Source organism: Paraburkholderia dipogonis, assembly GCF_042680985.1.
Classification (GTDB): Bacteria; Pseudomonadota; Gammaproteobacteria; order Burkholderiales; family Burkholderiaceae; genus Paraburkholderia; species Paraburkholderia phytofirmans.
Map to the genome: position 1 here is coordinate 244,287 of NZ_JBHUFR010000006.1, position 23,873 is coordinate 268,159.

At 60.9% G+C, this 23,873-nt stretch carries 20 protein-coding genes; 6 read left to right on the forward strand and 14 right to left on the reverse strand.

The features are described 5' to 3' along the window. Positions 1 to 3 precede the first annotated feature (3 nt). Entirely contained in the window at positions 4 to 498 is a 495-nt protein-coding gene (gene phaP, locus ACFSNN_RS05760) for a TIGR01841 family phasin (RefSeq protein WP_134460167.1), read from the reverse strand. A 369-nt stretch (positions 499 to 867) separates the two neighbouring features. Between phaP and ACFSNN_RS05765 the strand changes: the two genes are divergently transcribed. Continuing rightward, positions 868 to 1,356 carry an NUDIX domain-containing protein gene (locus tag ACFSNN_RS05765; protein WP_134460164.1) on the forward strand — a complete coding sequence of 163 codons (489 nt, stop codon included), beginning with the start codon at positions 868 to 870 and terminating at the stop codon, positions 1,354 to 1,356. A gap of 89 nt (positions 1,357 to 1,445) precedes the next feature. Here the strand turns inward: ACFSNN_RS05765 and ACFSNN_RS05770 are convergent, their stop codons facing one another. The 4 genes from ACFSNN_RS05770 to ACFSNN_RS05785 form a co-directional block, all read right to left on the reverse strand. Continuing rightward, the gene (locus ACFSNN_RS05770; RefSeq protein WP_134460161.1) at positions 1,446 to 2,360 is read right to left on the reverse strand and encodes an ornithine cyclodeaminase family protein; all 915 of its coding nucleotides are present in this window, start codon (positions 2,358 to 2,360) and stop codon (positions 1,446 to 1,448) included. A 48-nt stretch (positions 2,361 to 2,408) separates the two neighbouring features. Next, positions 2,409 to 3,401 (reverse strand): asparaginase, encoded by a 993-nt coding sequence (locus ACFSNN_RS05775; protein ID WP_134460158.1) that lies wholly within the window; start codon positions 3,399 to 3,401, stop codon positions 2,409 to 2,411. A 59-nt stretch (positions 3,402 to 3,460) separates the two neighbouring features. After that, positions 3,461 to 4,708 (reverse strand): D-amino acid dehydrogenase, encoded by a 1,248-nt coding sequence (locus tag ACFSNN_RS05780; protein WP_166799319.1) that lies wholly within the window; start codon positions 4,706 to 4,708, stop codon positions 3,461 to 3,463. 201 nt (positions 4,709 to 4,909) lie between these two features. Further along, entirely contained in the window at positions 4,910 to 6,001 is a 1,092-nt protein-coding gene (locus ACFSNN_RS05785; RefSeq protein WP_134460152.1) for a GlxA family transcriptional regulator, read from the reverse strand. A 273-nt stretch (positions 6,002 to 6,274) separates the two neighbouring features. Between ACFSNN_RS05785 and ACFSNN_RS05790 the strand changes: the two genes are divergently transcribed. Beyond that, positions 6,275 to 7,399: a branched-chain amino acid ABC transporter substrate-binding protein gene (locus ACFSNN_RS05790; RefSeq protein WP_134465482.1), complete on the forward strand. Its 1,125-nt coding sequence runs from the start codon at positions 6,275 to 6,277 to the stop codon at positions 7,397 to 7,399. A 329-nt stretch (positions 7,400 to 7,728) separates the two neighbouring features. Then, the gene (locus ACFSNN_RS05795) at positions 7,729 to 8,265 is read left to right on the forward strand and encodes a hemerythrin domain-containing protein (RefSeq protein ID WP_134460149.1); all 537 of its coding nucleotides are present in this window, start codon (positions 7,729 to 7,731) and stop codon (positions 8,263 to 8,265) included. A 144-nt stretch (positions 8,266 to 8,409) separates the two neighbouring features. On the opposite strand, the gene ACFSNN_RS05800 is transcribed toward ACFSNN_RS05795, so the two are convergent. From ACFSNN_RS05800 to ACFSNN_RS05825, 6 genes are all read right to left on the reverse strand, one after another. Then, positions 8,410 to 9,249: a phosphatidylinositol-specific phospholipase C gene (locus ACFSNN_RS05800; protein WP_134465481.1), complete on the reverse strand. Its 840-nt coding sequence runs from the start codon at positions 9,247 to 9,249 to the stop codon at positions 8,410 to 8,412. 102 nt (positions 9,250 to 9,351) lie between these two features. Next, the gene (locus tag ACFSNN_RS05805; protein WP_377690159.1) at positions 9,352 to 10,203 is read right to left on the reverse strand and encodes a carbohydrate ABC transporter permease; all 852 of its coding nucleotides are present in this window, start codon (positions 10,201 to 10,203) and stop codon (positions 9,352 to 9,354) included. After that, positions 10,203 to 11,072, reverse strand: a complete 870-nt coding sequence (locus ACFSNN_RS05810) for a carbohydrate ABC transporter permease (RefSeq protein WP_134460146.1) — start codon at positions 11,070 to 11,072, stop codon at positions 10,203 to 10,205. Before ACFSNN_RS05810 ends, ACFSNN_RS05805 begins: the two co-directional genes overlap by 1 nt. 37 nt (positions 11,073 to 11,109) lie before the next feature. Beyond that, on the reverse strand, positions 11,110 to 12,366 hold the full coding sequence (locus ACFSNN_RS05815) for an ABC transporter substrate-binding protein (RefSeq protein WP_134460143.1): 1,257 nt from the start codon (positions 12,364 to 12,366) through the stop codon (positions 11,110 to 11,112). A gap of 348 nt (positions 12,367 to 12,714) precedes the next feature. Then, on the reverse strand, positions 12,715 to 14,670 hold the full coding sequence (locus ACFSNN_RS05820; protein WP_377690122.1) for an acid phosphatase: 1,956 nt from the start codon (positions 14,668 to 14,670) through the stop codon (positions 12,715 to 12,717). Positions 14,671 to 15,343: 673 nt separating this feature from the next. Then, positions 15,344 to 17,029, reverse strand: a complete 1,686-nt coding sequence (locus tag ACFSNN_RS05825) for a phospholipase C (protein WP_134460138.1) — start codon at positions 17,027 to 17,029, stop codon at positions 15,344 to 15,346. A gap of 473 nt (positions 17,030 to 17,502) precedes the next feature. Here ACFSNN_RS05825 and ACFSNN_RS05830 point away from each other — a divergent pair, with 473 nt between their 5' ends. The 3 genes from ACFSNN_RS05830 (at position 17,503) to ACFSNN_RS05840 (ending at position 20,705) form a co-directional block, all read left to right on the forward strand. Beyond that, complete coding sequence (locus tag ACFSNN_RS05830) at positions 17,503 to 18,603, forward strand: sialidase family protein (protein WP_134460135.1); 1,101 nt, start codon at positions 17,503 to 17,505, stop codon at positions 18,601 to 18,603. 645 nt (positions 18,604 to 19,248) lie between these two features. After that, on the forward strand, positions 19,249 to 19,587 hold the full coding sequence (locus ACFSNN_RS41390) for a DUF1007 family protein (protein WP_455430559.1): 339 nt from the start codon (positions 19,249 to 19,251) through the stop codon (positions 19,585 to 19,587). Next, positions 19,581 to 20,705 carry a nickel/cobalt transporter gene (locus ACFSNN_RS05840; RefSeq protein ID WP_134460132.1) on the forward strand — a complete coding sequence of 375 codons (1,125 nt, stop codon included), beginning with the start codon at positions 19,581 to 19,583 and terminating at the stop codon, positions 20,703 to 20,705. Before ACFSNN_RS41390 ends, ACFSNN_RS05840 begins: the two co-directional genes overlap by 7 nt. Before the next feature lie 125 nt (positions 20,706 to 20,830). On the opposite strand, the gene ACFSNN_RS05845 is transcribed toward ACFSNN_RS05840, so the two are convergent. From ACFSNN_RS05845 to ACFSNN_RS05855, 3 genes are all read right to left on the reverse strand, one after another. After that, entirely contained in the window at positions 20,831 to 22,141 is a 1,311-nt protein-coding gene (locus ACFSNN_RS05845) for an SUMF1/EgtB/PvdO family nonheme iron enzyme (RefSeq protein WP_134460129.1), read from the reverse strand. Between the two features lie 130 nt (positions 22,142 to 22,271). Next, complete coding sequence (locus ACFSNN_RS05850; RefSeq protein WP_377690108.1) at positions 22,272 to 23,075, reverse strand: helix-turn-helix domain-containing protein; 804 nt, start codon at positions 23,073 to 23,075, stop codon at positions 22,272 to 22,274. Positions 23,076 to 23,331: 256 nt separating this feature from the next. Beyond that, positions 23,332 to 23,799, reverse strand: coding sequence for a universal stress protein (locus ACFSNN_RS05855; RefSeq protein ID WP_134460126.1), 468 nt, complete (start codon positions 23,797 to 23,799; stop codon positions 23,332 to 23,334). Positions 23,800 to 23,873 lie beyond the last annotated feature (74 nt).

Sequence of the window (23,873 nt, forward strand, 5' to 3'; positions counted from 1 at the left end):
TTCCTACTGAACGGCGGATACGCTCGACACGAACTGCTTGGCAGCCTTGTTAGCCGATTCATAGGTCGCATTCGCTGCCGAGAGAACCGAGTTCCACGCGGCAATAGCGGATTCGCTTCCAGCCGGTGTGTTCTTCTGAAGGCTTTCGACGAAACCTTGAGCGTCCCGTTGGAACTGTTGGCCCTGCGCTGTCGCCGCGGCGGTGATTTCGCTCTGAACGCCGGACACGATTTCTTGAACCTGGCGGCCGTACGCAACTGCTTTTTCCGCCGCTGGCTGGGAAAGGCTTGCTTGCAACGCGAACAGCGCGCCCGGGTTGCCCGCTGAGAGAGCTTTGGTGACGATTTCCTGGTTTTCGGCGAGAACTGCTTTGCCAACCTGCAAATTCAACGCGACCAGCTGTTCGAAACCTTCAAATGCTTTGTTCGTCAGGCCGAAAAGCGCCTCGAGGCTGGATTGTTGGGCGGCAACCAATTGCTGGGGAATAAGCGTGCTCATCACTGCTCCGTAAGGGTAAGGCGGCAAGAGTGCGAGGGGCTCTGAGTGAAAACAAAACCGCGCGCCAAGAGGGCAACGTAAATTGCTGCGCTGCAACAAAACCATTGTACGGGGGATTATTGGGATGTCAATCGGTTTCGCCGCGAGGTCGATGAATTCTTTGCGACGGCAAGGCCAGCGCCGGGCGACGACGTAGCACGGTCAGTCGACTTGTGCCCTTGAATTGTCGATAATCGCTCTCCCGAGCAGAAGCAGCCGTTGGCTACACTACGGTTTCTTGGTTGTGGTGCGGCAAACGTTGAATGACCCAACGCGCACTAACACATCGTTCCGGAACACCCTCAGCCACGAAAGGAAAGGAGAGAACTCATGCCGAGCCTTGAGCGAGGGCGACCAGCTGCGCTTATCGACTCTGTCTGGCGTATGGCGCTTCGCCTTGGATTCCAGTTCGCTCGCGCATGGTGGCACCTTCGGCGGCCCCGCCATGAAGGCGCGCTCGTCGCAATCTACGTCGGTCAGGCGCTATTGCTTGTGAAGTCATCGTATCGGGCCGAGTGGAATTTTCCCGGCGGTAGTGTCCACCCCGGCGAGGCGCCTGACTCAGCAGCGCGGCGGGAAATGGAGGAGGAGATCGGCCTGTCGGCTGGCACATTGATCCCCGCGGGCAGCGCCTGCGGCATTTGGGACGGACGAAGAGACCGGGTGCATTTCTTTGAACTGCACCTCGATTGCATGCCAGAGCTGCGGCTCGATAATCGTGAGATTGTCGCCGCGCATCTGGCATCGCCGGAGGAAATGCACCGCATCGCGCTTACAAAGGCGGTCACTGCGTATCTCGGCAAAGATGGGCGCCGATAGTTGGCCCTTTTCCTTTCTGAACATCCCGGCATTTCCTGGCAGAAGTCTCGTCGCTTTCATCCATGAGCTGGAAGGTAGCGCTACTGCCTTCAGTTGCTCATGCGACGCGTGATCAAACCGGCTAACGCAACGTCGGCGAGGCCGAAGCCGAGCGACTTGAAGATCGTCACGTCGCCTCGTGCGCGAGGCTCGAACCGGCGGTTGGCGAGCACCGCGCCCAGTTCGACGATGTCGTCCCAGGCGACCACACCCGGTGCGGCCATTAGCAGATCGCCCGCTTCGCTGCGCGCCTGTTCCAGCGACTCGACGACGAGCGTATTCGCGCGCGCCAGCAGCGCGTCGTCGAGTTCGCGCGCATCGGGTTTGCTTGAACCGATCGCCGCGATGAATGCGCCTGGCTTCACCCACGTGCCGTCGAAGAGCGGTGTCGCGCTACGCGTGGCGGTGACGATCACATCGGCGGCGCGAGCGGCCGCTTGCGCGTGGCTGGCTTCGATCAGTTTGTCCGGGAACAGCGCCTGCATTTCAGCAACCGTTGCCGCCACATGGTCGATGCCGACGATCAGCACCCGCTCGATGCTGGACCCGTCAGCGAGCGCACGGATATGTGCTCTCGCTTGCCGGCCGGTACCGAACACCGCGAGCACGCGTGCGCCGGGTCGGGCGAGCGCATCGCTGGCAATACGCGTGACCGCGGCGGTGCGGAATTCGGTCAGTGCGTCGCCGTGAAGAATCGATAGCAGGCATCCGTCGTCGCTCGAAAAGAGTGGAACGACGAAATCGAACCGGCCGCCATGCGTCGAATAGACCTTGGCGCCGCACACGCCGCGCGACGGCAGGATCGCACCCATCATGCTGACGGACACATGCTCGCCCTTTGTTCTGACGCGCGGTTGAACCGGAGCGCGGCCCGCGCCGTGTTCCGCGAGCGCGATGCGCAGTTCGGCAATTGCGTCGCGCATCGTGATGAGGCGGCGCACGTGGTCGTCGGTGATGAATTGCATGATTGGCGTGATCGGATGAAAGTGAGTCGGAAAGGAGACAGGCGCGCTTCAATAGCGCTCGAAGACGGCCTGCAACGCGGCTGTGTCGTTGGTTTGCGTGAGCGCCAACGTCAGAAGGATGCGGGCCTTCTGCGGAATCTGGTCGTCGACTGTGAGCCAGCCGTATTCGTGGTCGGGTTGCGCCCCGTTGTGCAACACGATGCCGCTGCCGGTGCGCGAGGCGCGCACCACATGCACGCCCCGCCTCGCGGCATCGCGAAGCGGGTCGATCAGATGAGTGGCGACGTTGCCGTTGCCGGTCCCCACATAGATCAGTCCACGCGCGTTCGCGGTAATCGCGTTGATTGCGCCGGGTTCGAGCGCGCCATACGCATAGACGATATCGACTTTCGGCAGTGAGCGAAGCGTATTGATCGACCATGGCGTGTCGATCGTATGGACGCGCGCGGGCCAACGGTAATAGCGCGGCGCGCCTTCGATCACATACCCTAGCGCACCATACGGCGAGCGGAATGCGTCGAGCTTGAAACTGTTGCTCTTGACCACGTCACGCGCCGTATGGATCTCATTGTTGGCAACGACCAGCGTCCCGAGTCCGCGCGACGACGGATGCGTTGCAACCGCAAGCGCATCGTATAAATTCAGCGCTGCGTCGGAACTCATTGCCGATGGCGGACGCATCGAGCCGACCACTACCACCGGCTTCGCGCTCTTGAGGGTGAGATGCAGGAAGTATGCGGTCTCCTCGATCGTATCGGTACCGTGCGTGATGACCACGCCGTCGACATCGTTTCGTGCCAGCAGTTCGGCGACGCGCTTGCCGATTGCAAGCAGATGCGCGTTGTTGAAATTCTCGGATCCGGTTTGCAGCAGTTGTTCCGCGCGCAGATTCGCCAGTTCGCCCGCGTGCGGAATCGAGCCGAGAATCTCGTCGATGCCGAGTACCGAGCACATGTACGTGGAAGTATTGACGCTGGCTTTACCTTGGCCGGCGATAGTGCCGCCTGTGCCTATCACAACGATATTGGCTTTTGCTGTCATGCGGGTCTGGTCAGATTGGAGAATCGAAACGCGGTCATGACGGAGTCGGCTTTAGAACGTCAATGCGAAAGGACGAAGGCGCTGCTCAGTTCGCGGTTGTTGCTGCCCGCGAGTCCATCCGCCAATAGCGCGGCTGAACCCGTCGCGAGCGTAAAGCCGAGCGCGCCATGTCCTACGTTGAGCCACAGGTTCGGATAGCGCGTCGGTCCGACAATCGGCAGGCCGTGTGGCGTTGCCGGACGCAAACCGATCCATTCGCCGGCAGCGGCGGATTGGGCGACTTCGGGAAACAGCGTGGCCGTCTCCTTGCGCAGGGTCGCGAAGCGCGCGGGGTCCGCATCGAGCGAATAGCCATCGATATCGGCAATACCCCCGACTCGCAGCCGTTCGCCTAGCCGCGCATAAACGACCTTGTGGGCGAAGTCGGTGATGCTCACATGCGGCGCCGCGATGTGCGGCTGGAGATCGAACGTCAGGCTGTAGCCCTTGATCGGATAGATCGCCACGCGAATGCCGAGCGGCTTGAGCAATCGCGCCGCGCCCGCACCCGAGGCGATGACAATCCGGTCCACCGCGAGCGGTGCGCCGTTGCAAATGGCTTCGACGCCGGTTGCACCGGACTTCAGGGCATCGATTGGCGTGTTCATCAAGAAGCGTACGCCGCGCTCGCGCAGCACCGCCTCCAGACCGTTGCAGAAGCGCCGGCAATCGGCCGTGTCTTCGCTCGGCGTATGAATGCCGCCCGCCAGAAACGGCCGGGCATGCGCAAGCGCCGGTTCGATTTCTACGCATGCTTCGGCGCTCAGCGCCAGCTGTTCACAACCTAGCGTGCGTTGGAACGCCAGCAAATCCACCGCGCTTTGCATGGACTTGGCGTCACGATGCAGCACGAGCTTGCCGGAGCGCACGAAGTCGAAATCGAGCGAGGGCTCGGCGGCGATGAGTTCGTGCATTAGCGTGCGGCTCAGGAACGACAGCGACAGCAGCTTTTGCGTGGTCAGCTCGCTGCGGGCACGTGTGCACGCGGACAGGAATTCGAAGCACCAGCGCCACTGTTCGACGCTCAACTTCGGCCGGAAACGTACCGGCGAATCGCGCTGCGTTAGCCAGCGCGGCAGTTTCGACACGACGCCGGGGCCGGCGAGTGGCGCGACGTAGCTATACGACAGTTGTCCGCCGTTGCCGAAACTGGTTTCGCTGGCGACCTCCTCATGCCGGTCCACAACGGTTACGTCATAGCCCGCGCGGCTCAGGTAATACGCGCTCGACAGGCCGATAACGCCCGCGCCGATGATCAATATCCGCATACTGCTGCTCTCGCTCTCTTGCGTGATCTTCGCGATCTTTGCGTTAGGGGCGGCACGATGCATGGCCTGCCCGATGACCTGACTGTACGACGGGGCCGGTGCGGAGGGATTGCACCGATTTGCCGAAAAGTAGAAGAAACGCGACAGGTCCTTGGCCCGTGAGATGAAGCGCTCGCGGGGATGGCGTCGAAGACGGGAAGGTCAGCCGGTTGCAACGCTGCGCGAGGCGCGCAGCTTGCCGGGTGTCACGCCATAGGCTTCGCGAAATGCCCGAATAAAGTGCGCCGAATCCGCGAAGCCGCATTCGTAGGCGATGTCGGTGATCTTGCGCGCCGTGTTGACGAGCATCCAGCGCGCGTAGCGCAGCCGCATCCGCCGATAAAATTCATTCGGCGACGCGTTCATCTCGCTCATGAACGCGCGTTCGAGGTTACGCACGCTCGTGCCGATCATCTTCGCGATGACCGCGATATTCAGCGGCGCTTCCAGATTCTCTTCCATGAGCAATACCGCGTGACGCACGGTCGCGTCTTCGACCGATAGATAACCCAGCGCGGCGCGACGCTCGATGAACGATGAGCCGCCCTGACGGCTGACGGTCATCTGATGAATCACCTTCGACGCGCGGTCCGGTCCGCAGTGCAGGCTGATCAGACGCGCGGCGAGTTCGACCACTGAAATGCCGCCCGCGCAGGTGATGCGGTTGCCGTCGATCAGATAGTCGGCATGCGTGATCACGCGCAATGATGGAAACATGCGCCTGTAATCGTCCAGATGGAAGCTGTGCACGCAGGCAACGCGGTCTTCCAGCAGACCGGCCCGCGCGAGCACGAAACTGCCGGTGCACATGCCGACCAGCGGAATGCCCGCCTGTGCGGCCTGCTGCAGATAGTCCCAATAGCGGCGGTCGACCTGATCCAGATGCGGCAGCAATCCGCCGATCACGACGACGTAGTCGAATTGCGTGACATCCGGAAACGCCGATTGCACCCGTACCGGAATGCCGCAACTCGCTTCGACCGCTTCAGCCTGAACGCCGACGATGGTCCACAGACAGCGCAACTGGCGGCTCTGGTCGCCACGATCCGCCGCGTGGCGCAGTGCGTCGCACAAGCCGGCGAGCGACAGCATCGGAAAACGCGGCCACAACAGAATGCCCACGCTCAACTCGGCCTCGGAGCGGCTCGGGCGGGCCTGCAACGCCCGCGGCAGTGCGTCCAGTTGCTCGACCAGTTCGTGAGCCGTCGGCGCGGTGGCAGGGGACGCTGGAGGGGAAGAGCGGGCAGTCGGCATGCGCAAACTCGAGGGCGGTTCGCGCTGATTATACGGTGAGGTGCCGCTAATTCGCGCAATTGGTGCCTGACGCAATTCTTCTATTTTCCGGCAGATCGGTTCAATGCCACCGCTTTCTGGCTGCATAAATTTGGAACCGCTGACGAACGACGCCGCGCCGCGAGGCCCGGGCGATCCGACGAAGGCAGGAAGATCGGCACATGCAGTCGCGTGCCCCAACCATCACTACTATTCGGGTGAAGCATGAGCAAAAGCACAGCCTTGGGTCGCGGCATGGCGACTGTCGGCATTCTGGGTACATTGGCGGCGGCTGCCGTGGGCGTCGCCCGTGCCGACGAGATGGTGAAAATCGGCGAAGCCGCGCCCGTGACCGGCCCGGCTTCGTATCTGGGCAAGGACACGGAAAACGGCGCGCGCCTTGCGATCGAGGAGATCAACCAGAAGGGGCTCGTGATCGGCGGACAGAAGGTGACGCTGGTGTTCGACGCCCAGGACGATGCCGGCGATCCGCGTCAGGCGACCCAGGTCGCGCAGAAACTGGTGGACGACAAGGTGGTCGCGGTAGTCGGGCATATGCAATCCGGTTCGACCATCCCCGCGTCGAAGATCTACAACGATGCCGGCGTCGTGCAGGTGTCGCCGTCCGCGACCAACCCGGCGTATACGTTGCAGGGATTCAAGACCGCGTATCGCGTGGTCGCCACCGACGCGCAGCAGGGACCCACGCTCGCCGATTACGCCGCAAAAACGCTGAAGGTGAAGACGGTGGCGATCGTCGACGATTCGACCGCCTACGGCCAGGGCCTCGCGGTCGAGTTCGAGAAACAGGCGAAGGCGAATGGCATCACGGTGTTGTCGCACGACGCGAGCACCGACAAGGCCGTCGATTTCCGCGCGATTCTCACGAAAATCAAGGGCGAGAAGCCGGACGCGATCATGTACGGCGGCCTCGACGGCACGGGCGGTCCGTTTGCGAAGCAGGCAAAGCAACTCGGCATCACGATCAAAGTGCTCGCCGGCGACGGCTTGTGCGCCGACGACCTCGCGAAGCTCGCGGGCGACGCCGCCGATAACGTGATCTGCTCGATTGCCGGCGCGCCGCTGCTGAAGATGGCTGAAGGTCCGGCGTTTGTCGAACGCTACAAAAAGCGCTTTGGCTACGCGCCGGTCTTGAATTCTCCGTTTGCATACGACGCGGTCGGCGTGATCGTTGCAGCGATGAAGCGCGCGCAGTCAACGGACTCCGCGAAGATTCTCGCGGCGATGCCGGCGACCGATTACCACGGCGTGCTCGGCGAAACGCAGTTCGATTCGAGAGGCGATCTGCGGCACGGTGTGATCTCGCTGTACAAATACGTCGGCGGCAAACAGGCGTTATTGGGCGTTGTGGAGAAGTGAGGGTGCTTTAGCGGTGTTCTTTTTACCGCTCCAACGCTGTTCTCGGATTGCAGTGGAGGTAGCGGCACAGAAGCGCGTTTTATGTGCCGCTGTTTTACGACACCACGGATCTGATTCTTCTCGACCGCGCATTGCAACTTTATCTCAATGACACTGCCGACGGGCGGCGGCGGTTCTCGGTCGCTCGACGCCTGACTCGTCGTCGGTAATGCCGTCTTCCAAGCCCGCCCTCACGCCTGTCGGAGTCCAGGCATGCGGGTTGCGGCATAGGGTGCTCAACCGTTGCAGCTAGCCGCGTTGCAGCCAACCCTATGACTGAGGAGATCGACATGGAAACCACCAGGCAGGACAAAACGGAAACGGGCTCGGGCGCGCCCGATGCACTGGCTTTTCTCGAGGCCGAGCATCGCGCGGTGGAAAAACTCTTCACGGCATTCGAGAAAGCGGCCGACGACGATCTCGACGCGAAGTCGGCACTGGCGCAGCGTGCCTGCGAAGAGCTTTCCATTCATACGATGCTCGAAGAGGAACTGCTTTATCCGGCCGCACAGGAAGCATTACCTGACAGCGACGCGATAGACGTCGAGGAAGCGTATGTCGAACATTTCCTCGTCAAGACCTTGATCGCCAAATTCGAAACCATGAAGGCCGGCGACAAGGGCTTCGATGCGACCTTCAAAGTGATGAGCGAGATGGTGGGTCACCATGTCGAGGAGGAAGAGGAGGAACTCTTTCCGGAACTGCGCAAGACTCCTTGCGATCTCCGCGCACTCGGTGAAAAAATGGCGAAGCGTAAGGCCGAACTGCAGAGCAAGCTCGACGCGGCAGGCAGCAAACTGGTGGGCGACAAGACACTCGCTGTTTAAATGCACAAACGCGATCGCCATCGCGTCTCAAGCAGCGACCTCGCAGCATGCGCGAAGTCGCTGCTCGACATATTCCGGATCGCGCGATTACGCACGCAACAAGAGTGCCGTGCTTTTTTCACGCTCTGCCTGCACCACATTGCCTTATCGGCTCCAGTTGCAATCGATCAACGCGTGAACGAGGCGCCAGTCCTGCCAGTCGCAAAAGTCGAGCATCATGGTGCCGCACGGTTCCGAACGAGCCGCGAGCCGCTCGGCAAGTCGCTCGTGAATACCGCGGTGCCGTGTATCGCCGAACGCTACAACGGCGGGCGGTGCCGCCATTCCCGTGCCGCTGCAAAAGTTGATGACCCAACGTTCACCGCACAGCCTTGGGGCAAGGTCCAGCAGCGACCCAACGGCACGCCATTTGGAAGCGATCGATATCGGCACGGGCACGCGAAACTCGTCCTGGATGGAGAACGGCGCCACCGCGTGGTCAATATCAAACGTCGCGTTGTCGGGCCAGGCTGTCAGATCCATGCCGAGCGGCTTGTCGCTGGGGAAGCGCCGTAATAGAACGATGCCCCCGCGTACCGACTGTAGCAGCGGCAGATCAGCGGCAAGGTGCCAGCGCACATCCGCTCGTCGCCCCACATACCATTCGAAGGTCGCGGCAAACGTGCGGGTGCAGTCACGCGCGGGCCATTCGTCCTTGACGGACATCACGATACATTCGCCGGGATGACGCGCGAGAAACCGACTGCATGTCTGCACCACATCGTCGAAAGTGAGACCCAGCGGGATGCCGCCATGATGAATCGCAAAGCGATCGCGCTCATGGCGGCAGCGGATGTCGAGGACCCGCACGCCTTGCTGCAACTGATCGTCGAGCGGGGCATGCTGCGTGCGCGCGAGCCGGTCGTCGACTGTGTAGGCGCAGGTGTCGTGGCTGCCAGGCAAGGTGAGTGCGGAAAGCAAGCGGCTGCCGTCTATCGCCGACATCCAGTCGGCCGGCGAAACGGTTGAATCGGTCAGGGCAGGGCGCAAAAAAACCTCTAAAAAAGCAAAGCATCTGCTGCAACGGCTACAAGGGATTAAGGGGCGTTACTTCAACCCGCCCGAAAAGCCTTGCATCAGGTAGCGCTGCACATAGCCCGCAAGCAGAAGCGTCGGCACCGACGAAATCAGCCCCGCGCTCATCAGTTCCCCCCAGTCGATGCCGTTCTCGGTCACATAACCCGCCATGACGAGCGGCAGCGTGAAATGACTTGGCGACGAGACGAACAACAGCGCCAGCAGAAATTCGTTCCACGCAGTGATGAACACGAAGATGCCGGTGGCCACGAGCCCCGGCGCGCAAAGCGGTATGACGATGAAGACGATGCGCTGAGCGAGGTTCGCGCCGTCGAGTGCCGCGGCCTCTTCGAAGTCGATCGGCACGTCGCGTACGAACGGCAGCAACATCCAGATCGCCATCGGCAGCGTGTAGAGCTGATACACGAGTATCAGCCCGAACAGCGAGTCGAGCAGATGGAGCCACTTTGCCAGCGAAAACAACGGTACGGCCACTGCAATCGGCGGCATCAGCTTGAGTGCGAGAACGAGCATCAGGAACAGCAGATCGAGCCGCGCCGGAAACGCAAGTCGCGCGAGGGCATAGGCGGCCGGAAAAGCCAGCGCAAGCGCGAGCAGCATGGCGCCCAGCGCGACCCACACCGAGTTCAGCACCGGCTGGGCCATCCCGCTTTCCCACACCGCCGCGAAATGCTCGAACGTGGGCGCGGAAGGCCACAACGCAAGCGGATGCCCGAGGCGTTCCAGTGTCGGCGTGAAGGCCGCGCCAACCATCCATACGCACGGCAGCAGCAGCACGGCCAGTGCCCCGAGCCGCAACAGCCCACGCGCCGCGGCACCGGACGAGCGTCGCGCGATACCCCGCAAGCGCGCGACCGGCATCACCGGTCGCGCTTGACGGCCGATTTCCATATGTATCCCGAGACCAGCACCGCGCAAGTGAGCAGCATCAGTACCGAAGCCGCGCTGGCAGGTCCAACGTTGAAGAACCGGAAGCCCGTGTCGTAGATATACGTCGACAGCGTCTGCGTGGCATTGCCCGGGCCGCCGCCCGTCAACGCGTACACTTTGTCGAACAGCTTGAAGGTGTCGATCGACCGCAGCAGCATGGCAAGAGCGATGTGAGGCGCAACGAGCGGCAGCGTGATGTACCGCAGGCACTGCCATTCGTTCGCGCCGTCGGTGCGCGCCGCTTCCGCGACTTCAGGCGGAATCGACTGTAGCCCCGCCAAAATGATGAGGAATGCCATCGGCGTCCATTGCCAGACATCGACGAGCATCAGCGACCAGAGTGCGAGGTGCGGATCGGATAGGTAGGGTACCCGCGGCAGACCCGCCGCCGTGAGCAGCGCATTCAGGAAGCCGCTGTAATTGAGCCAGTTGCGCCAGATGGCGGAGCAGACGAGTGTGGAAAGCAGCATCGGCAGCACGGCGAGCGGCAACGCGATGCGCCGGCCCGGAAACGCGCGGACGAACAGCAGCGCGAGCGCGAGTCCGAACAGGACTTCGGCAATCGATGCGACGATCGTGAACTGGATCGTGTTGACGAAGCTGGTGCCGAACTCGCCGTCGGCAATGACCGACCGATAGTTGGCGAGCCCGATGAACGAGCGGTGCCCCGACGCGTAATCCACTGAGAAAAACGAGTCGACCAGCACGCGTGCAACCGGGTAGAGCGCCAGCACGCCGAGCACGAGCACGGCCGGGCTCATCAGCACGATCAGCGGCAGATAACGTCGTGACCGGCTCATCGGCCCGATTTCCCCGTGTTCCCCGATCGCCAGCGCGTCATTGCGACACGGCGTTGGCCTGGGCGATCTTCTGCGCGGCCTGATGCAAGGCAGCGTCGGGCGCGGCCTGCCCCGTTAGCGCGAGTTGCAACGCGTCGCCGAGAATCGCTTCGATTTGCTGCCAGTCCTTCACGCGCGGCCGCGCGCGGCCCGCTTCGAGCGCCTTGAGTTGGTCCGGGTACCAGCGATATTGCTTGACGAGCGTCGGGTTGGTGAAGACGCTCTTGCGCGTCGGCGGAATGCCGAGCACGGCGAGTTGCGTTTGCGTTGCGGACGAAGTGAGGTAGGCAAGGAAATCCGCTGCCACTTTCGCATGCGCCGCATCTTTTGCAATACCCATTTGCCAGATGCCGAGCATCGGTGCCGGCCCCTTGACCTCTCCGGGCGGAGGTTGCAACGCGATCTGGCCGACCACGCGCGACTTGGCCGGATCGTCGAGCGCAGGCAACCACGCGGGCCACACTTCGATGGCCTGTGCGGCCGTGCCGCCCTGCAACGCGTCTCGCACTTCACCGGCGCCATAGACATCGACGTCCTTCGGCGCCCACTTCTTGAGGGCGAGGAGCATCTTCAACGCGGCCAGTGCCTGAGGCGAATCGATCGTGACCTTGCCGTCAGTATCGACGACTTCTCCGCCATACGCCCACAGGATCGGCAGAAAACCGGTCACGACGGGGTTGCCCTTCGTACCGCGAAACACGACAGCCGAAACGTCCTTGTTGGCTGTGCCGATGGCCTGTGCGATTTTCAGCACGTCGTCCCACGTGCGCGGCGGCAGCAGGTTGCGACTCGCCAGCAGATCCTTGCGGTAGGCGAACATCTCGACGTTGCCGACGATCGGCATCGCGTACAAGGTGCCCGTCGACGCGCGGCCCAGGGCGATCGTGGAGGACACCATGTCCGGATCGGCGAGCGTGGCCGGCAGCGGCTGAAGCCACTTATTGGCGATGAACTCGGGCGACCAGGTGTCATCCATCATCACCAGGTCATAGGCGTGCGTGTTTTCCCGCAACGAGAGCTTCAGCTTCTGATAAAGGTCGTTGTTCGGCAGCTTCAGCAACTCGATATCGACGCCCGGGTGCTGTTTCTTGTAGCCGTCCACCGCCTGCGCGAGCCCGCGGCCGTAGATGTCGTCGCGGCCCGCGATCACGAGATCCGCGGCATGGGCACCGAGCGTGGCGATGGACAGGGAAGCCGCGACAGAAGCCGCGCGCAGGCAGGTGAACAGCGTCGTCCACTGGATCATTGAAGCCATGCTCTCGAATTCCTCTCGGGGATAGGCGTATGCGTACGATGAGTCCAGAGCTACTCACCCCGTTTTTTGTCACCGCGCGCGGAGTCGCGGAAAAATAGATGCCAGATGCGGCAGCGGGGATTGCAGCAACCTATCATGGCCAGCATGTGTCAGCAATCAGGATTGGCGCGTAGCGCTCGAAATGGCGGCCTGGATTATTTCTTCGGCGCGTTGCTGATGCCGTGACGCGCATCGAAGTATCACATGCGCCATTCGCGCTGCGCAACGACCATGCGCTCTGGAAATAAGAGGATCGTCCACAAGGACGTGAGCGACGCGCAGAGCGCCGCTCACGGACGAGTACTTCAGTTAGGAATCGATATGGACCTGAACGCCACTTGACGTATAGATAGGCGTCGCTTTGAAGCCGTCAACAGCAATAGTCGAGAACTTCACGTTCGAACCATTGCCATTTATCAGGCTGATCGTATCGCCGACCTTAGGTGTGAAACCGTTGACGAACTTGACATGAAGCGTTCCACCAACAACCGTAGTCTGAGCGCCCACCTTCATCGAGCCTTGCCCATTCGCGCCGATATCGAGTTCCAGCGTTGTATTCGCAAGTTGCGTGTATTTACCGACCACGGACACGACACCAGGCGCATTGATGACCACCGTGCCCGCACCAAGATAAACGTCGCCGGTGCCGAACGCGCTCGTCGAATCCGCTTCGAGCGTTCCGCCGTTGACCTGTGAGCCACCGGAGAAGGTGTTAGCGCCTGCCAGCTTGAGCGTTCCGCTGCCCTGCACGGTCAGCTTGCCGGTTCCCGAGATCGGATTGCGCCATGCGTCGGCTGCGTTGAAGCCGCCCTGGCTGGCATCCATGGACACGATGACGTTGCCGTTGAATGCGCCGTAGCCGTCCGCCGCTGCGAACATGTTTAGACGCCCCCAGCCTTCCGCATCGTCCATGACCGGATAGCCGGACGGGAGTTCGGTCGTCTTCAGTACGACCCGGCGCTGATCGGCGCTGAGATAAGGGAAGCGGGTTTCAAGCAGCGTTTCTGCGCCCTTCGGAACGATTGGCGCGGCGTCGGTCGCCTCGATCTGCGAAAAGCCAAAGGTCATGCGACGCAAGTAATTGGACTGATTGGCCGTATAGTCGGCGAAGCGGTCCGTCGAGGTTGTGCCCGAATGCGCGAACGTATAGAGCGTGCTGCTCGTTGTGTTCGTCTGGGACATCAGTGCGCTCTGGGCCTGCGCATATGCCGAGGCTTTCAATGAGGCGTTGGCCGGGTTGTAGAGGTTGCCCGCCACAACAGCCAGGCCCTGCATGCGGCCACCGATTACGTCGAGTGGCGAATGCATGCCCGCGATGATCCGGTTCTCTCCTAATTCCATTGCGCGGCTCATCATTTCCTGAAAGCGCTGTGGCGCCACGTAAGCCATGGCCATCGAGTCGCGCATTGCTTCGGCGGTATGGCCGCTGATGAAGCCACCATCCGTAGCAGGCGTGATGCTTTCAGCCGGTACCAATGTGGGATCGACCACCACGGCGCTGCTCCACCGGAATGGCCGGGCGTATTTGTAGAAGCGCTTGGCGGGTTCCGTCGAACCGTTCGTGCTCATGGCGTTGACAAAGTCGACCACGGTGCCGAAAGCCGTATTGGTCGGACGCCCAACGCCCGTGTTGTTGCCTGCGTCGTTGTAAAGCGTCGTGGTAGCGTTGGCCGGGATGGAGGTGATCGTCGTGGTTTGCTGCGTGAGGCCTAGCCATGCGCTGGTCAATGGCCCCAAGCCGTCGGTCACGCTGTATCCCTTGTTGCGGCGGTCGTCGAAATAAGCCGCGTCGGCCTGCGCCTGTGTGCGGGAGACTGTTTCGTTGACGACGAACTGCGTGTTCTGGCCCAACACGGCAGCATTGAGTACCGTGCCGCAAGGTGTGCCCGAGTTAACGAGGCCTGAGCACGTGGACGCGACCACGGCCGGGAATCCATCCACTGCCGGTGCCGAAGCGCCCGCGTCGACAATCATGGTTGACGGCTGCCACAGGTCGAGGAAACGAGCGACAACGCGTACGCCAGCATTGGTATCGAGTGTAGCGAAGTGGGCATCGTTTCGCTGATTGGAGGCGGCATTGTCGACGAATGCAGGTACAGGAGGGATGGACGCACTGTCCACAAAGCCTGGATCCGCGGGCGGGGCGGGCACGGCTGCCGCACTGCTTTGGACGTTATCACTGCTCCCGCAGGCACTCAGCGTCAGCATGGTGCATACGGCAATGAAACTGGATAGCGGTCGGGGGCGGGGGAATCGAAACAACATAAGCTTCCTGAGTCGGTGGCAAAAGAGTCAATGGGGACGGATGTTGAGCAATCCGAGTGAAACCCCGATGACATTTAGAAAGGTTTGATGAAGGGATCTCCAAAGCGATAAAGTTTTGGAGTAGACGTGATCCGGGATGTGGAAAATCCGTAATGGACATAACAGCGGCCATTTCAGAATAGCTTTGACACCATTCCGGTAGCGGGGATTGCGGAGCGGTACATCGTGCTCGACACCAGCACGGAGACGATCGTCGTCGGTCCGCAGGGATCGACGAGCGCATTGGCTGGACTGGATCTAATCGCGAAGAATGTGCAGATCAACGGGCCGCACGGCAATGGCTTTACGTCGCAGACTGCTTACGTGTGCGCCGTGGGCGGCAATACAAACCGAACCCACATCTTTTCATGGCTATCGGTTGTGTCCGTCATTACCTCCGCGAGTACGAGGAGTATGAACGGCATGTCACTTATATCCAGGTCGCCGTAGGACCAAAGATTCAGCACGAAAAACCGACCGCAGCGATAGCCGCCGCTACGACAATCTGTTTAAGCGTACGCCGGATGGGGAAGGAAACCTGAAAGTGAAAATGTTGCCAACCCCGAAGGGCTAGCAACACCGAAGTACTGCTCCGTTTCGCACCGCTGGCAGGCATCGATGCGAAGGACGGAGTTTAGATGGCAGGTACGGAAGAGACTACCGAGCCCAGGTTCGGGTCGACGAACACCGTCGGGTTGTTGCCCGATCCGCTGAAGTTGAACAGACCCATGATGCTGCCGGCCGTAGCATCGAAGGAGCCGCCGCCGATGCGTTGGCTGCCCAGCCAGTTGTCTTCGATGAAGCGAACCACGGATGCCTGGCTGATCGGCGTGTGATCAACATAGTTGACCTTTGCCCACGGCGAAATCACGAGGAACGGGATACGTGTGCCCGGGCCGCAGCGACCATTGACTGCCGCACCGTTCACGCCGTTCGGAGCTGTTCCCGTACCGCACTTGCCAGCGCCGTTTAACTGGTCCGCCTGAGCGTCGAACGACGAGCTTGTGGGATTTGCATAGGCATGGTCGTACCAGCCGTCCGAATCGTCCCACGCGACGATAACCGCGGTGCTCTTCCAGTCAGGCTGCTGCTGCAGGAAGTTGACAACCTTCGCAGTGAACGCCTGTTCGTCGAGCGGGTCGGAGTAGCCAGCGTGACCGTCCTGGAAGGCCGGCGCCTTGATGAAGCTGACGGACGGATAGTTTCCGGCCTTCACCGTTGCGAAGAAATCGTCAGAGTCGTACTGGTGATTGGCCGGATCAACAGTCTTGCCGTCCGACTGGAGCGTGTAGCCGATGGCTGCCGTCGCGCTGGGACGCAAATGCTGCGGGTTTGCCGTCGACGCGTAGTACTGGAACCAGTTGTGGTGCGGGATGTAATCGGCCGTCGGCTGACCCACCGCCGGTGCGACTGTACTGCGTTTGCAGCCGGTCGTACCGTTGCTGTTGGTCGTCGCCAGGTTGAAGCCGCCCATGAAGCCGCCCCACGTGATGCCCTTGGCGTTGAGCAGGTCACCGATGTTCTTGCCGGACATAAGAATCTGGTCGGTCGTGCTGGAGCACAGGTCGTTTGCCGGGTCGACATCGTTGATTAGCGTCACGCCTCCTTGCCCGTCATTGACATAGTAAGAGTGCGACGCTGTCGTCAGATTGAACGGCGGCTGGCTGGTTTTGACGAGTTGCACGCCGTTCGTCTGGCCTGCGACAACTTCCAGCGCACCGGGCGTCGACGGTCCGAACGTATCGGTGTAAGCGTTGTCGCTCATCGCGAAGTGCTGAGCCCAGTTCCACATGGCGCCGACGGTGTTGCCGTCGTAGTAGCCCATTACCTGTCCGGTCGTAGCGAAAGCGCCTGCGCCACCACTCGAGCCCTTACCCGTGAACTTCGGGAACAGGTCCGCCGCGCCATTGTTATACGCTTGCTGTTCCGCGGTGTAGGCGTGGTTCTGGTCGGCCGTGGCCGCTTGGGTACGGTCCAGCCGGAACGGATTCGTCGCGCCCGTGCCGTTCAGTGTATTGATGAAGTTTGGATTATTGGTCAGCAACGTGCCGCTCAGACCATTCACCGACGGCGTGCCCGCAGCAGCCGTGAATGCCGGTTCACCCGACGGATTCGTCGCATTCGGGTAGGTTGCGAAGTAGTGGTCGAAAGAGACGTTCTCGTTGTAAATCACAACGACGTGTTTGATGGGTGTCGCCGTCGTCAACTGATTTTGTGCGCTCACTGGCGTAAGCCCATTTGAACCGCTGCCACCGCATGCGTACAGTGAGACTGCCATTGCGATGCCTGATACACCAAACAGTAAAGCTCGGGAAAACATACGAGTTAACTCCGGATGTCGTTTTGCTATTTATTTTTCGTCCGCCGTTCCAGGACGAAATCAGCGGGCGTGCGGGGACCGTCAAAAACCGCGCTTATTGAAACATCCAGTCGTTACCGGGAAATGGCGTTTTATTTACCCAACCCTTACGCTGGAAAATCGACGAAAGAGTATTGAATGGTTCGTTGCGCACTATGGGATGGTTGGCGCGGGCGACCCGGGCGACCTAGGCGCCGGGGTCAAACGTTTGCGCGACGCCCCGGCTGCTCTGTAATAGCCACGCAACCGCAACGCCGGCTTTGACAAAAAAATGCTGGCGCTGAAGAAGTGAAACTCATAGTCGCGCCAGCTCAGAGAGTTGCAAAAAAGTTTTGGAAAGAAATTGAGCCTCTTCCGAAAACAATGCATTTGGATCGGTTATGATCCGTCGTCTCTGAAAATCAGTCCATAATCACGTTACCGGCGCAATCTGTATGACGCGGCAAAAAATGTCATTTTTTCGACATATATCTTTCGTTATCCTTTCTTTTTTATCCCTGCAATCTTCTGCGAAGAGCGGAAATAATCTTGATGCGATCGTATCGACGGAAGTCGTGAATCCTCCGCAGAACATTGCATTCTGTCATGCTTCGACGGTCGCATTTTCGCAAGACCATCTGGTGGCGGCATGGCTGGCTGGCAGCAAAGAAGCGGCGAACGACGTTGGTGTCTGGGTGGCGCGCTTCTCCGGTAATCAATGGAGCACGCCTGTCCGAGTCGCAGACGGTCGCTCGCCTGACGGTGAAGCGCTGACGGTAATTAACCCCATTCTCTTTTCGCCCAAGCGCGGTCCTTTGATGTTGTTCTACAGCCGAGGGAAATTGCCAGCTGATTGGCATCCTCTCCGGATGAACTCGCTTGACGGCGGCGCGACATGGTCGAAACCGGTTGCTCTTGGTCCAGGCGTCTCTGGGCCAGCGAAAGACAAGCCCGTCGAGTTATCAAATGGAATCGTGATAGCAGGAAGCAGCACCGAGTATGACGGATGGAGAATCCATTTCGAGCGTTCCATGGATGGAGGCAATACGTGGCATGTCGCGTATCCGGCAGTCGGACCACGTATGGTTCAAGCGATCCAGCCTGCAATTCTCGACCATCGTCACGGGCAGTTGCAGGCGCTAGTTCGGACGAAAAGCGGTTTTGTATTCAGCACCAGGTCGAGAGATTGGGGGAAGACGTGGAGCGTTCTTGCGCCGTTAGATATCCCTAACTCAAATTCTGGTCTGGACGCGGTGACCTTGACTGACGGCCGCGATCTAATCGTCACGAATCCGTTGCCTTACGTCGAAGGTCGTTGGGACCGACACAAGCTGTCTGTCTTCATCTCGGCTGACCATCAGACTTATGGCGAGGTGTTGGACCTTGAGAACGAGGCGGGTCAGGAGTTTTCCTATCCAGCGGTTATTCAGTCCCCGGACGGGATGGTTCACATTTCCTACACATGGAAAAAGATTCATATAAAACATGTCGTGCTTGATCCGAAGCGAATCTACGCGCCCCGTTCAACGTTGTTAGCCGCGACCGACCATCAATAGCTAATTCCAATCCGCGCCAGCCGCCGCCTATTGCGCCGGTACGACAATCAGTGATGATGCTTGCACGTCAGTGTCCGCGCCGGATAGTTCAGCGAGACGTTTGCTGGGCGAAAGCGGTGCTGTCGCTGTAAGGTCAAGCGCGTTGCTCAAATGGTTTATCTAACGATCCGTGCAAGCAGTCCTAGGAGGCCGTCGCAATGGCCCGTTTCGTCATCCACGTCGATGGTACGTTTCAACTTCAGGTAATCGCAAGCCGTTGCCTCTACCCAGGTCGTCAAAAAATGCTGCTACAGTTGCCCGCTATTTCACCGTCATCGCTGCGATAACCGTTCGCTATCCTGACGGATTTTCATGATCAACGACGTTGTCGACTTGCTTCGCAAGCGCGTTCCTGTTCTGCAGCACGCTGCGGCCGCAGCATGCTGCATGCTCGCTGCGGCCCCGCTCGCCGCTCACCCCCATGTGTGGATCACCTATGCGAGCGTCGCGCAAATGCACGGCTCGACGCTCAACGCTGTGCAAGAGAAGTGGATTTTTTCGCAGGGGTTTCCGGTGTCGATCGTGGGCGACCTCGCTGACATGCCAAAAGCCGGGTCGCTTGGACCCAGGTACGTCGGTATCTTCAGGTAGCAGGCTTTCGATTCGCTGAAGGGCGCGGGTTACTTCACCCATGTCTTCGTCGACGGCAAGCCGGCGCGCTTCGGCGAGCCGCGCAATTTCGCCGTCTCCATCGACGGTGGCCGAATTGTCTATACGTTCGAACTGCCACTTGCGGATAAAGTGGACGTGAGGCTCGCTCAGGTGCAACTGGGTATATGGGACGAAACGTTCTTTGTCGATTTTCAGCCACCGCCAAAGGGCGCCTCGCCTGTTGTATTCGACGCGGCCGCGCCGAATACCTGTACCGCGCAACCGCTCGAGGATAAAGTTCACCCGATATTCGGCGGCACTATTTACCCGCTCTCGGTGAAGCTCGCATGCTGAATGTTTCGTTGCGTGGCGGGGGCCGCTACAGCGCATTGATTGTGATAGCGCTCACGATCGTCGCCGCGCGCGGCGTCGGCGCCCAGACAGTCGATGTGTTTGGCAGGACATCGACTGGGACACCCAGCGCCGCCAACGTTCAGACGCCGGCGTCCCCGACGGCTCCGGAGGATCATCTCGTCGCGCTGGAACCATTACGGCGCGCGGTCGCGGCCAGCATCGCTCTGCAAAGCCGCCTGAATGCCCAGCTTCAGGACAAGCTCGCCGAGCAGCGCGACGGCGCGAACATGCAGGCTGCCTGGATTCTCATGTTGCTGTCATTCGGCTACGGCGCCCTGCATGCGCTCGGGCCCGGACATGGCAAGCTGGTCATTGGCACGTATCTGGTTTCGCACCGTGCGCGCGTGTGCCATGCGGTTTCGCTCAGTATGTGGAGCGCCTGTGTGCAAGCGATCTCCGCGATCTGCCTGGTCGGCGGTGCGGCGTGGCTCGCACACGCGGGGCTAGGCGGCGTGATGACGCGCGCGGCGACACTCGATCTGGTCAGCTATTTTTCGCTGCTGTGCGTCGGTCTCTTCACTGTCTGGTCGATCGTGACGCGCCGCGACTGTTGCGACGAAGGGCGTGTCACGCTTGTCCGCAAACGCCGTCCGGGTCCCTTCGCGACGGACCACGCCGACGACGACACTCAGCAAGGCGCCTACCTGGCTGTACGAATGCCGCCGCGACGGCGTTCGATCAACTGGACACGGATGGATACGAGGGCAGGGAACACCTGGATCGCGCGTCAGATCGTCCTGACCGGGTTGGCGGTGGGCGCGAGGCCTTGCGTCGGTGCGATCTTTGTTCTCATCGCGGCGCTTGCCAACGGCATATTCATGATCGGCGTCCTGTCGGTGTTCACGATGGCCGCGGGGGTGTCGTTGACCGTATTGGCGATTGGGCTGGCGAGCCTCGGTATAAACCGGGCGGTGTCGAGCCGGAGTGTCGCGCGCAGGCAGGCGTTGCAAACGATCCGTACGCGGTTCGCGCTTGCGGGCGCAGTTTTCATCACGCTGTTCGCTGCCTGGCAGGTGTTGGCGCTACTGGCAGGCTGGCAAGTAGCCGGGCTCGTCTAACCGGCGACGGAAAAACTCCAACTCAAGGCGCGAAGCGCCGATCTCGAGACGGATGGTTGCGAACTCACCGCGAAGCTCTCAGAAACGAAGACCGCAAAAGGCGCCAACTTTTGCCTTATTTACCGTCACCTCACACACCGAAACCCCGCATACACATACTGATAGTGCGGCTGAAACCAATTCCGGAAAGCCGGCCGCAGCATGCACTGCGCGGTGCGCGCCGATCCACCTTTGATCACATAATGCTGACCATCGAAAAAGTTGGCCGAATAGCCCAGATAGAACGGAAAGGCTTCGAAGCCGGGCAGCGCGTCGAACACCGTCGAGGTCCACTCCCAGCCATTGCCGAATTGACCTTCCACGCCGAACGCGCTGACGTTGTCCGGATACTCATCGACCGGTTGCGGATCCCAGCTGCGAAAGTCGAAATTGCCCGACGCGGCGTGCGGCGCGCCGTGTGCCGCACGTTGCCATTGCGCCTCGGTGGGTAATGCCTTGCCTGCCCAGCGTGCGTACGCGCTGGCTTCGGCGTGGCTCACATACGCGGGCCAGTCGAGCGGCAGCGGCACTTCGTCGAACATGGTGCGCAACGTCCACGCGTTGCTTTGGCCGCCTGCATCGTGCCGCGACCAGCACGCGGGATGCTCGATGTGCTCGGCCTCCCTCCACGCCCAATCTTTCTCCGACCACCACTTCGGTTCGCGATAGCCGCCTGCCTCAATGAACTCGCGGAATGCGCCATTCGTCACCATATGGCGGTCGATTTCGAAGGCCGGCACCTCGACCCGCATTTCGCCGAACTCGTTGTCCCAACCAAAGCGTCCGCCGTCACGTGGCATGCCGAGCACAGTTGCGCCGGCCGGTATGCTGACCATCGACGACAACGCGTCCCGCGGTTCCGCGCGCGTCACGACAGGCTCGCGCAACTCGGTGACCTTCTGCGCCAGCGGTAACTGATGGAGCATGTACGCCAGCGTTTCCGCATGCATCAACCGATGTTCGATCGCCACGTTCAGCAATTGCTCGGAGGCGTCGGCTTGCGCGCCGTTGCGGCCGAGTTGCGCGGCGTGCGTTAGCGCGTCGAGCTCGCGGTCGATCTGCTCGCGCGCACGCAAGCCGTAACTGCGCACGACGTCGAGCGACGGCCAGTCACTCGGTTGATCGGTCGGAAAACCGCCGTCGACGGGATCGATGCCGAAGGCAAAAAGCTGGTCGAGGTGTGGATCGAACGCCGGCAGATCGCAGAGGCGTTGATCGAACAGATTACGATCGAAAGCCTCCAGATGGCCGATGTAAAACACGATCCGGTGGCGCTCGCGGATCGGCCGTTCGTACAGAAACTCGGGTTTGACGATGGAAAACAATGCGTCGGTCACTTGACGCGCTTCGATCAGGCGCTGCACGAGCGGGTGATGCGGGGCGGGGTCGCGATTCATTTCGCCGGGTCTCCTTGCGGGGGACGGACTAAAGACTGTACCCGCTCGCAGGAGCCATGCCAAGACGAAAGCGCGTGAAAAGAGCGTGCGCTAGGGGCGCGGCGGCGTCGGCCGCGCTCGCGCCAGGAGCCTAGACTTGCCGCAGACCGTCCAAATCGACGATCCGGATGTGCTTGCCCTGCGTGTCGATCAGGCCGCGCTTTTGAAATCTTGACAGGGTGCGGCTCACGGTTTCGAGCGTCATGCCGAGGTAACTGCCCATGTCCTCGCGTGTCATGCGCAGATTGAATTCCGCCGACGAATAACCGCGCCGCGCGTTGCGCTCGGAGACGTCGAGCAGGAATGCCGCCACCCGTTCGTCCGCCGAGAGCGAACCGAGCACCATCATCTGCGCGGCTTCGCGCACGATCTGCTCGCCCAGCAGTTTGTGCATACGTTCCTGCATCGAACCGATTTCGCGGCACAGCGACTTGAGCGCGGTATAGGGGACGATGCAGACCGTACTGTCTTCAAGAGCGAGCGCGCTGCAGGCGTGCACGTCGTCGCTGATGCCGTCGAGGCCGAGCGCTTCGCCCGCGAGCCGCAAGCCGGTGACCTGTTCGCGGCCGTCGCGGTGCGTCATGACGGTTTTCATCGAACCGGAGCGGACGGCGTAGATGTTGTCGAAGCGGTCGCCGCTGCGATACAGCGCTTCGCCGCGTTGAACTGAACGCGCGGAACAGATGAGCGTTTCGAGCTTCATCAATTCCTCGGGCGACAGACCTTGGGGCATGCAGAGTTGCCGCATCGCGCAACTCGAACAGCGAGCGGCGGAACGTGCGCTTGCCCGTGACGGCGCCGCGCGGCGGCTGCCGCGCACCGGCGACGAACGTGCGGCAGAGGCTGCGGAATCGGCAGTGCCGGCGGAGTGCGTAACAGCAATAGGAGTGAGCATGTTCTGCAGCCAGTGAGGGTATTGACAGATTGTCCCATCGACCGGGTTGCCCGCTTCGCGTCAAAAAGACGCGTTCGGGCAGTCAGGTTTGTTGAGCAATGTCACACCGGCGTTCGTGAGTTGGTTTATGGACTGCTACGAAGGTGAGCAGGCAAACCCAACTCATACCTTGGCAGATGAAGCTCGCTTTTTGCAGAACGAGCGCACGCGCGGGCGATACGACAGTCAAGCGCATTGCGCACCAGTGCGGCGCTCATCAGTCCGCGTTACCGGACTTCCCCGCGGCGGACGGAATGAGCAACACGGGCAGGCTCGCCTGCCGCACGCAGCGCTCGGCGACGCTGCCGAGAATCAGGCGCTGAAAACCGCGTCGCCCGTGCGTGCCCATGACCAGCAGGTCGGCGTTGAAGTCGGCCGCGGCTTTGAGCACGACGACCGAAACATCGTCGATCGTGGAAGCGTCGCTCACCACAAGCTCGCCTTTCACGCCTTGCTCGGCCATGGCCTTGGCGAATTCGGCGCCGAGTTCCTTGCCCTCTTCGACGAGACGATTGCGCAAGACGGACGGGTCATAGCCGGGCGCTTCGAAATACATTGGTGTGTTCTCGACGACATATAACGGCTGCAAAACCGCGCCGCTGGCTTTGGCGAGCGCGAGCGCTGCTTCGAATGCACGGCGGGAGGTGTTGCTGCCGTCGACCGCTACAAGAATGCGTGTGTACATATCGACTCCGCGTCTGAAGGATCCGGATGCCGCAGTTGTTTCCAACCGGCTGGGCGCAATGACGATCATCGCTG

Bases quoted from the DNA above. Each gene is read 5' to 3' on its own strand.
- ACFSNN_RS05805 (WP_377690159.1), bottom strand. From the start codon at position 10,203: ATGCCGGTCGCGCGCTTGCGGGGTATCGCGCGACGCTCGTCCGGTGCC.
- ACFSNN_RS05855 (WP_134460126.1), bottom strand. From the start codon at position 23,799: ATGTACACACGCATTCTTGTAGCGGTCGACGGCAGCAACACCTCCCGC.
- ACFSNN_RS05815 (WP_134460143.1), bottom strand. From the start codon at position 12,366: ATGGCTTCAATGATCCAGTGGACGACGCTGTTCACCTGCCTGCGCGCG.
- ACFSNN_RS05800 (WP_134465481.1), bottom strand. From the start codon at position 9,249: ATGTCGGCGATAGACGGCAGCCGCTTGCTTTCCGCACTCACCTTGCCT.
- ACFSNN_RS05850 (WP_377690108.1), bottom strand. From the start codon at position 23,075: ATGCTCACTCCTATTGCTGTTACGCACTCCGCCGGCACTGCCGATTCC.
- ACFSNN_RS05845 (WP_134460129.1), bottom strand. From the start codon at position 22,141: ATGAATCGCGACCCCGCCCCGCATCACCCGCTCGTGCAGCGCCTGATC.
- ACFSNN_RS05830 (WP_134460135.1), top strand. From the start codon at position 17,503: ATGACGCGGCAAAAAATGTCATTTTTTCGACATATATCTTTCGTTATC.
- ACFSNN_RS05795 (WP_134460149.1), top strand. From the start codon at position 7,729: ATGGAAACCACCAGGCAGGACAAAACGGAAACGGGCTCGGGCGCGCCC.
- ACFSNN_RS05820 (WP_377690122.1), bottom strand. From the start codon at position 14,670: ATGTTGTTTCGATTCCCCCGCCCCCGACCGCTATCCAGTTTCATTGCC.
- ACFSNN_RS05840 (WP_134460132.1), top strand. From the start codon at position 19,581: ATGCTGAATGTTTCGTTGCGTGGCGGGGGCCGCTACAGCGCATTGATT.
- ACFSNN_RS05810 (WP_134460146.1), bottom strand. From the start codon at position 11,072: ATGAGCCGGTCACGACGTTATCTGCCGCTGATCGTGCTGATGAGCCCG.
- phaP (WP_134460167.1), bottom strand. From the start codon at position 498: ATGAGCACGCTTATTCCCCAGCAATTGGTTGCCGCCCAACAATCCAGC.
- ACFSNN_RS05765 (WP_134460164.1), top strand. From the start codon at position 868: ATGCCGAGCCTTGAGCGAGGGCGACCAGCTGCGCTTATCGACTCTGTC.
- ACFSNN_RS05785 (WP_134460152.1), bottom strand. From the start codon at position 6,001: ATGCCGACTGCCCGCTCTTCCCCTCCAGCGTCCCCTGCCACCGCGCCG.
- ACFSNN_RS05790 (WP_134465482.1), top strand. From the start codon at position 6,275: ATGGCGACTGTCGGCATTCTGGGTACATTGGCGGCGGCTGCCGTGGGC.
- ACFSNN_RS05825 (WP_134460138.1), bottom strand. From the start codon at position 17,029: ATGTTTTCCCGAGCTTTACTGTTTGGTGTATCAGGCATCGCAATGGCA.
- ACFSNN_RS05780 (WP_166799319.1), bottom strand. From the start codon at position 4,708: ATGCGGATATTGATCATCGGCGCGGGCGTTATCGGCCTGTCGAGCGCG.
- ACFSNN_RS05775 (WP_134460158.1), bottom strand. From the start codon at position 3,401: ATGACAGCAAAAGCCAATATCGTTGTGATAGGCACAGGCGGCACTATC.
- ACFSNN_RS05770 (WP_134460161.1), bottom strand. From the start codon at position 2,360: ATGCAATTCATCACCGACGACCACGTGCGCCGCCTCATCACGATGCGC.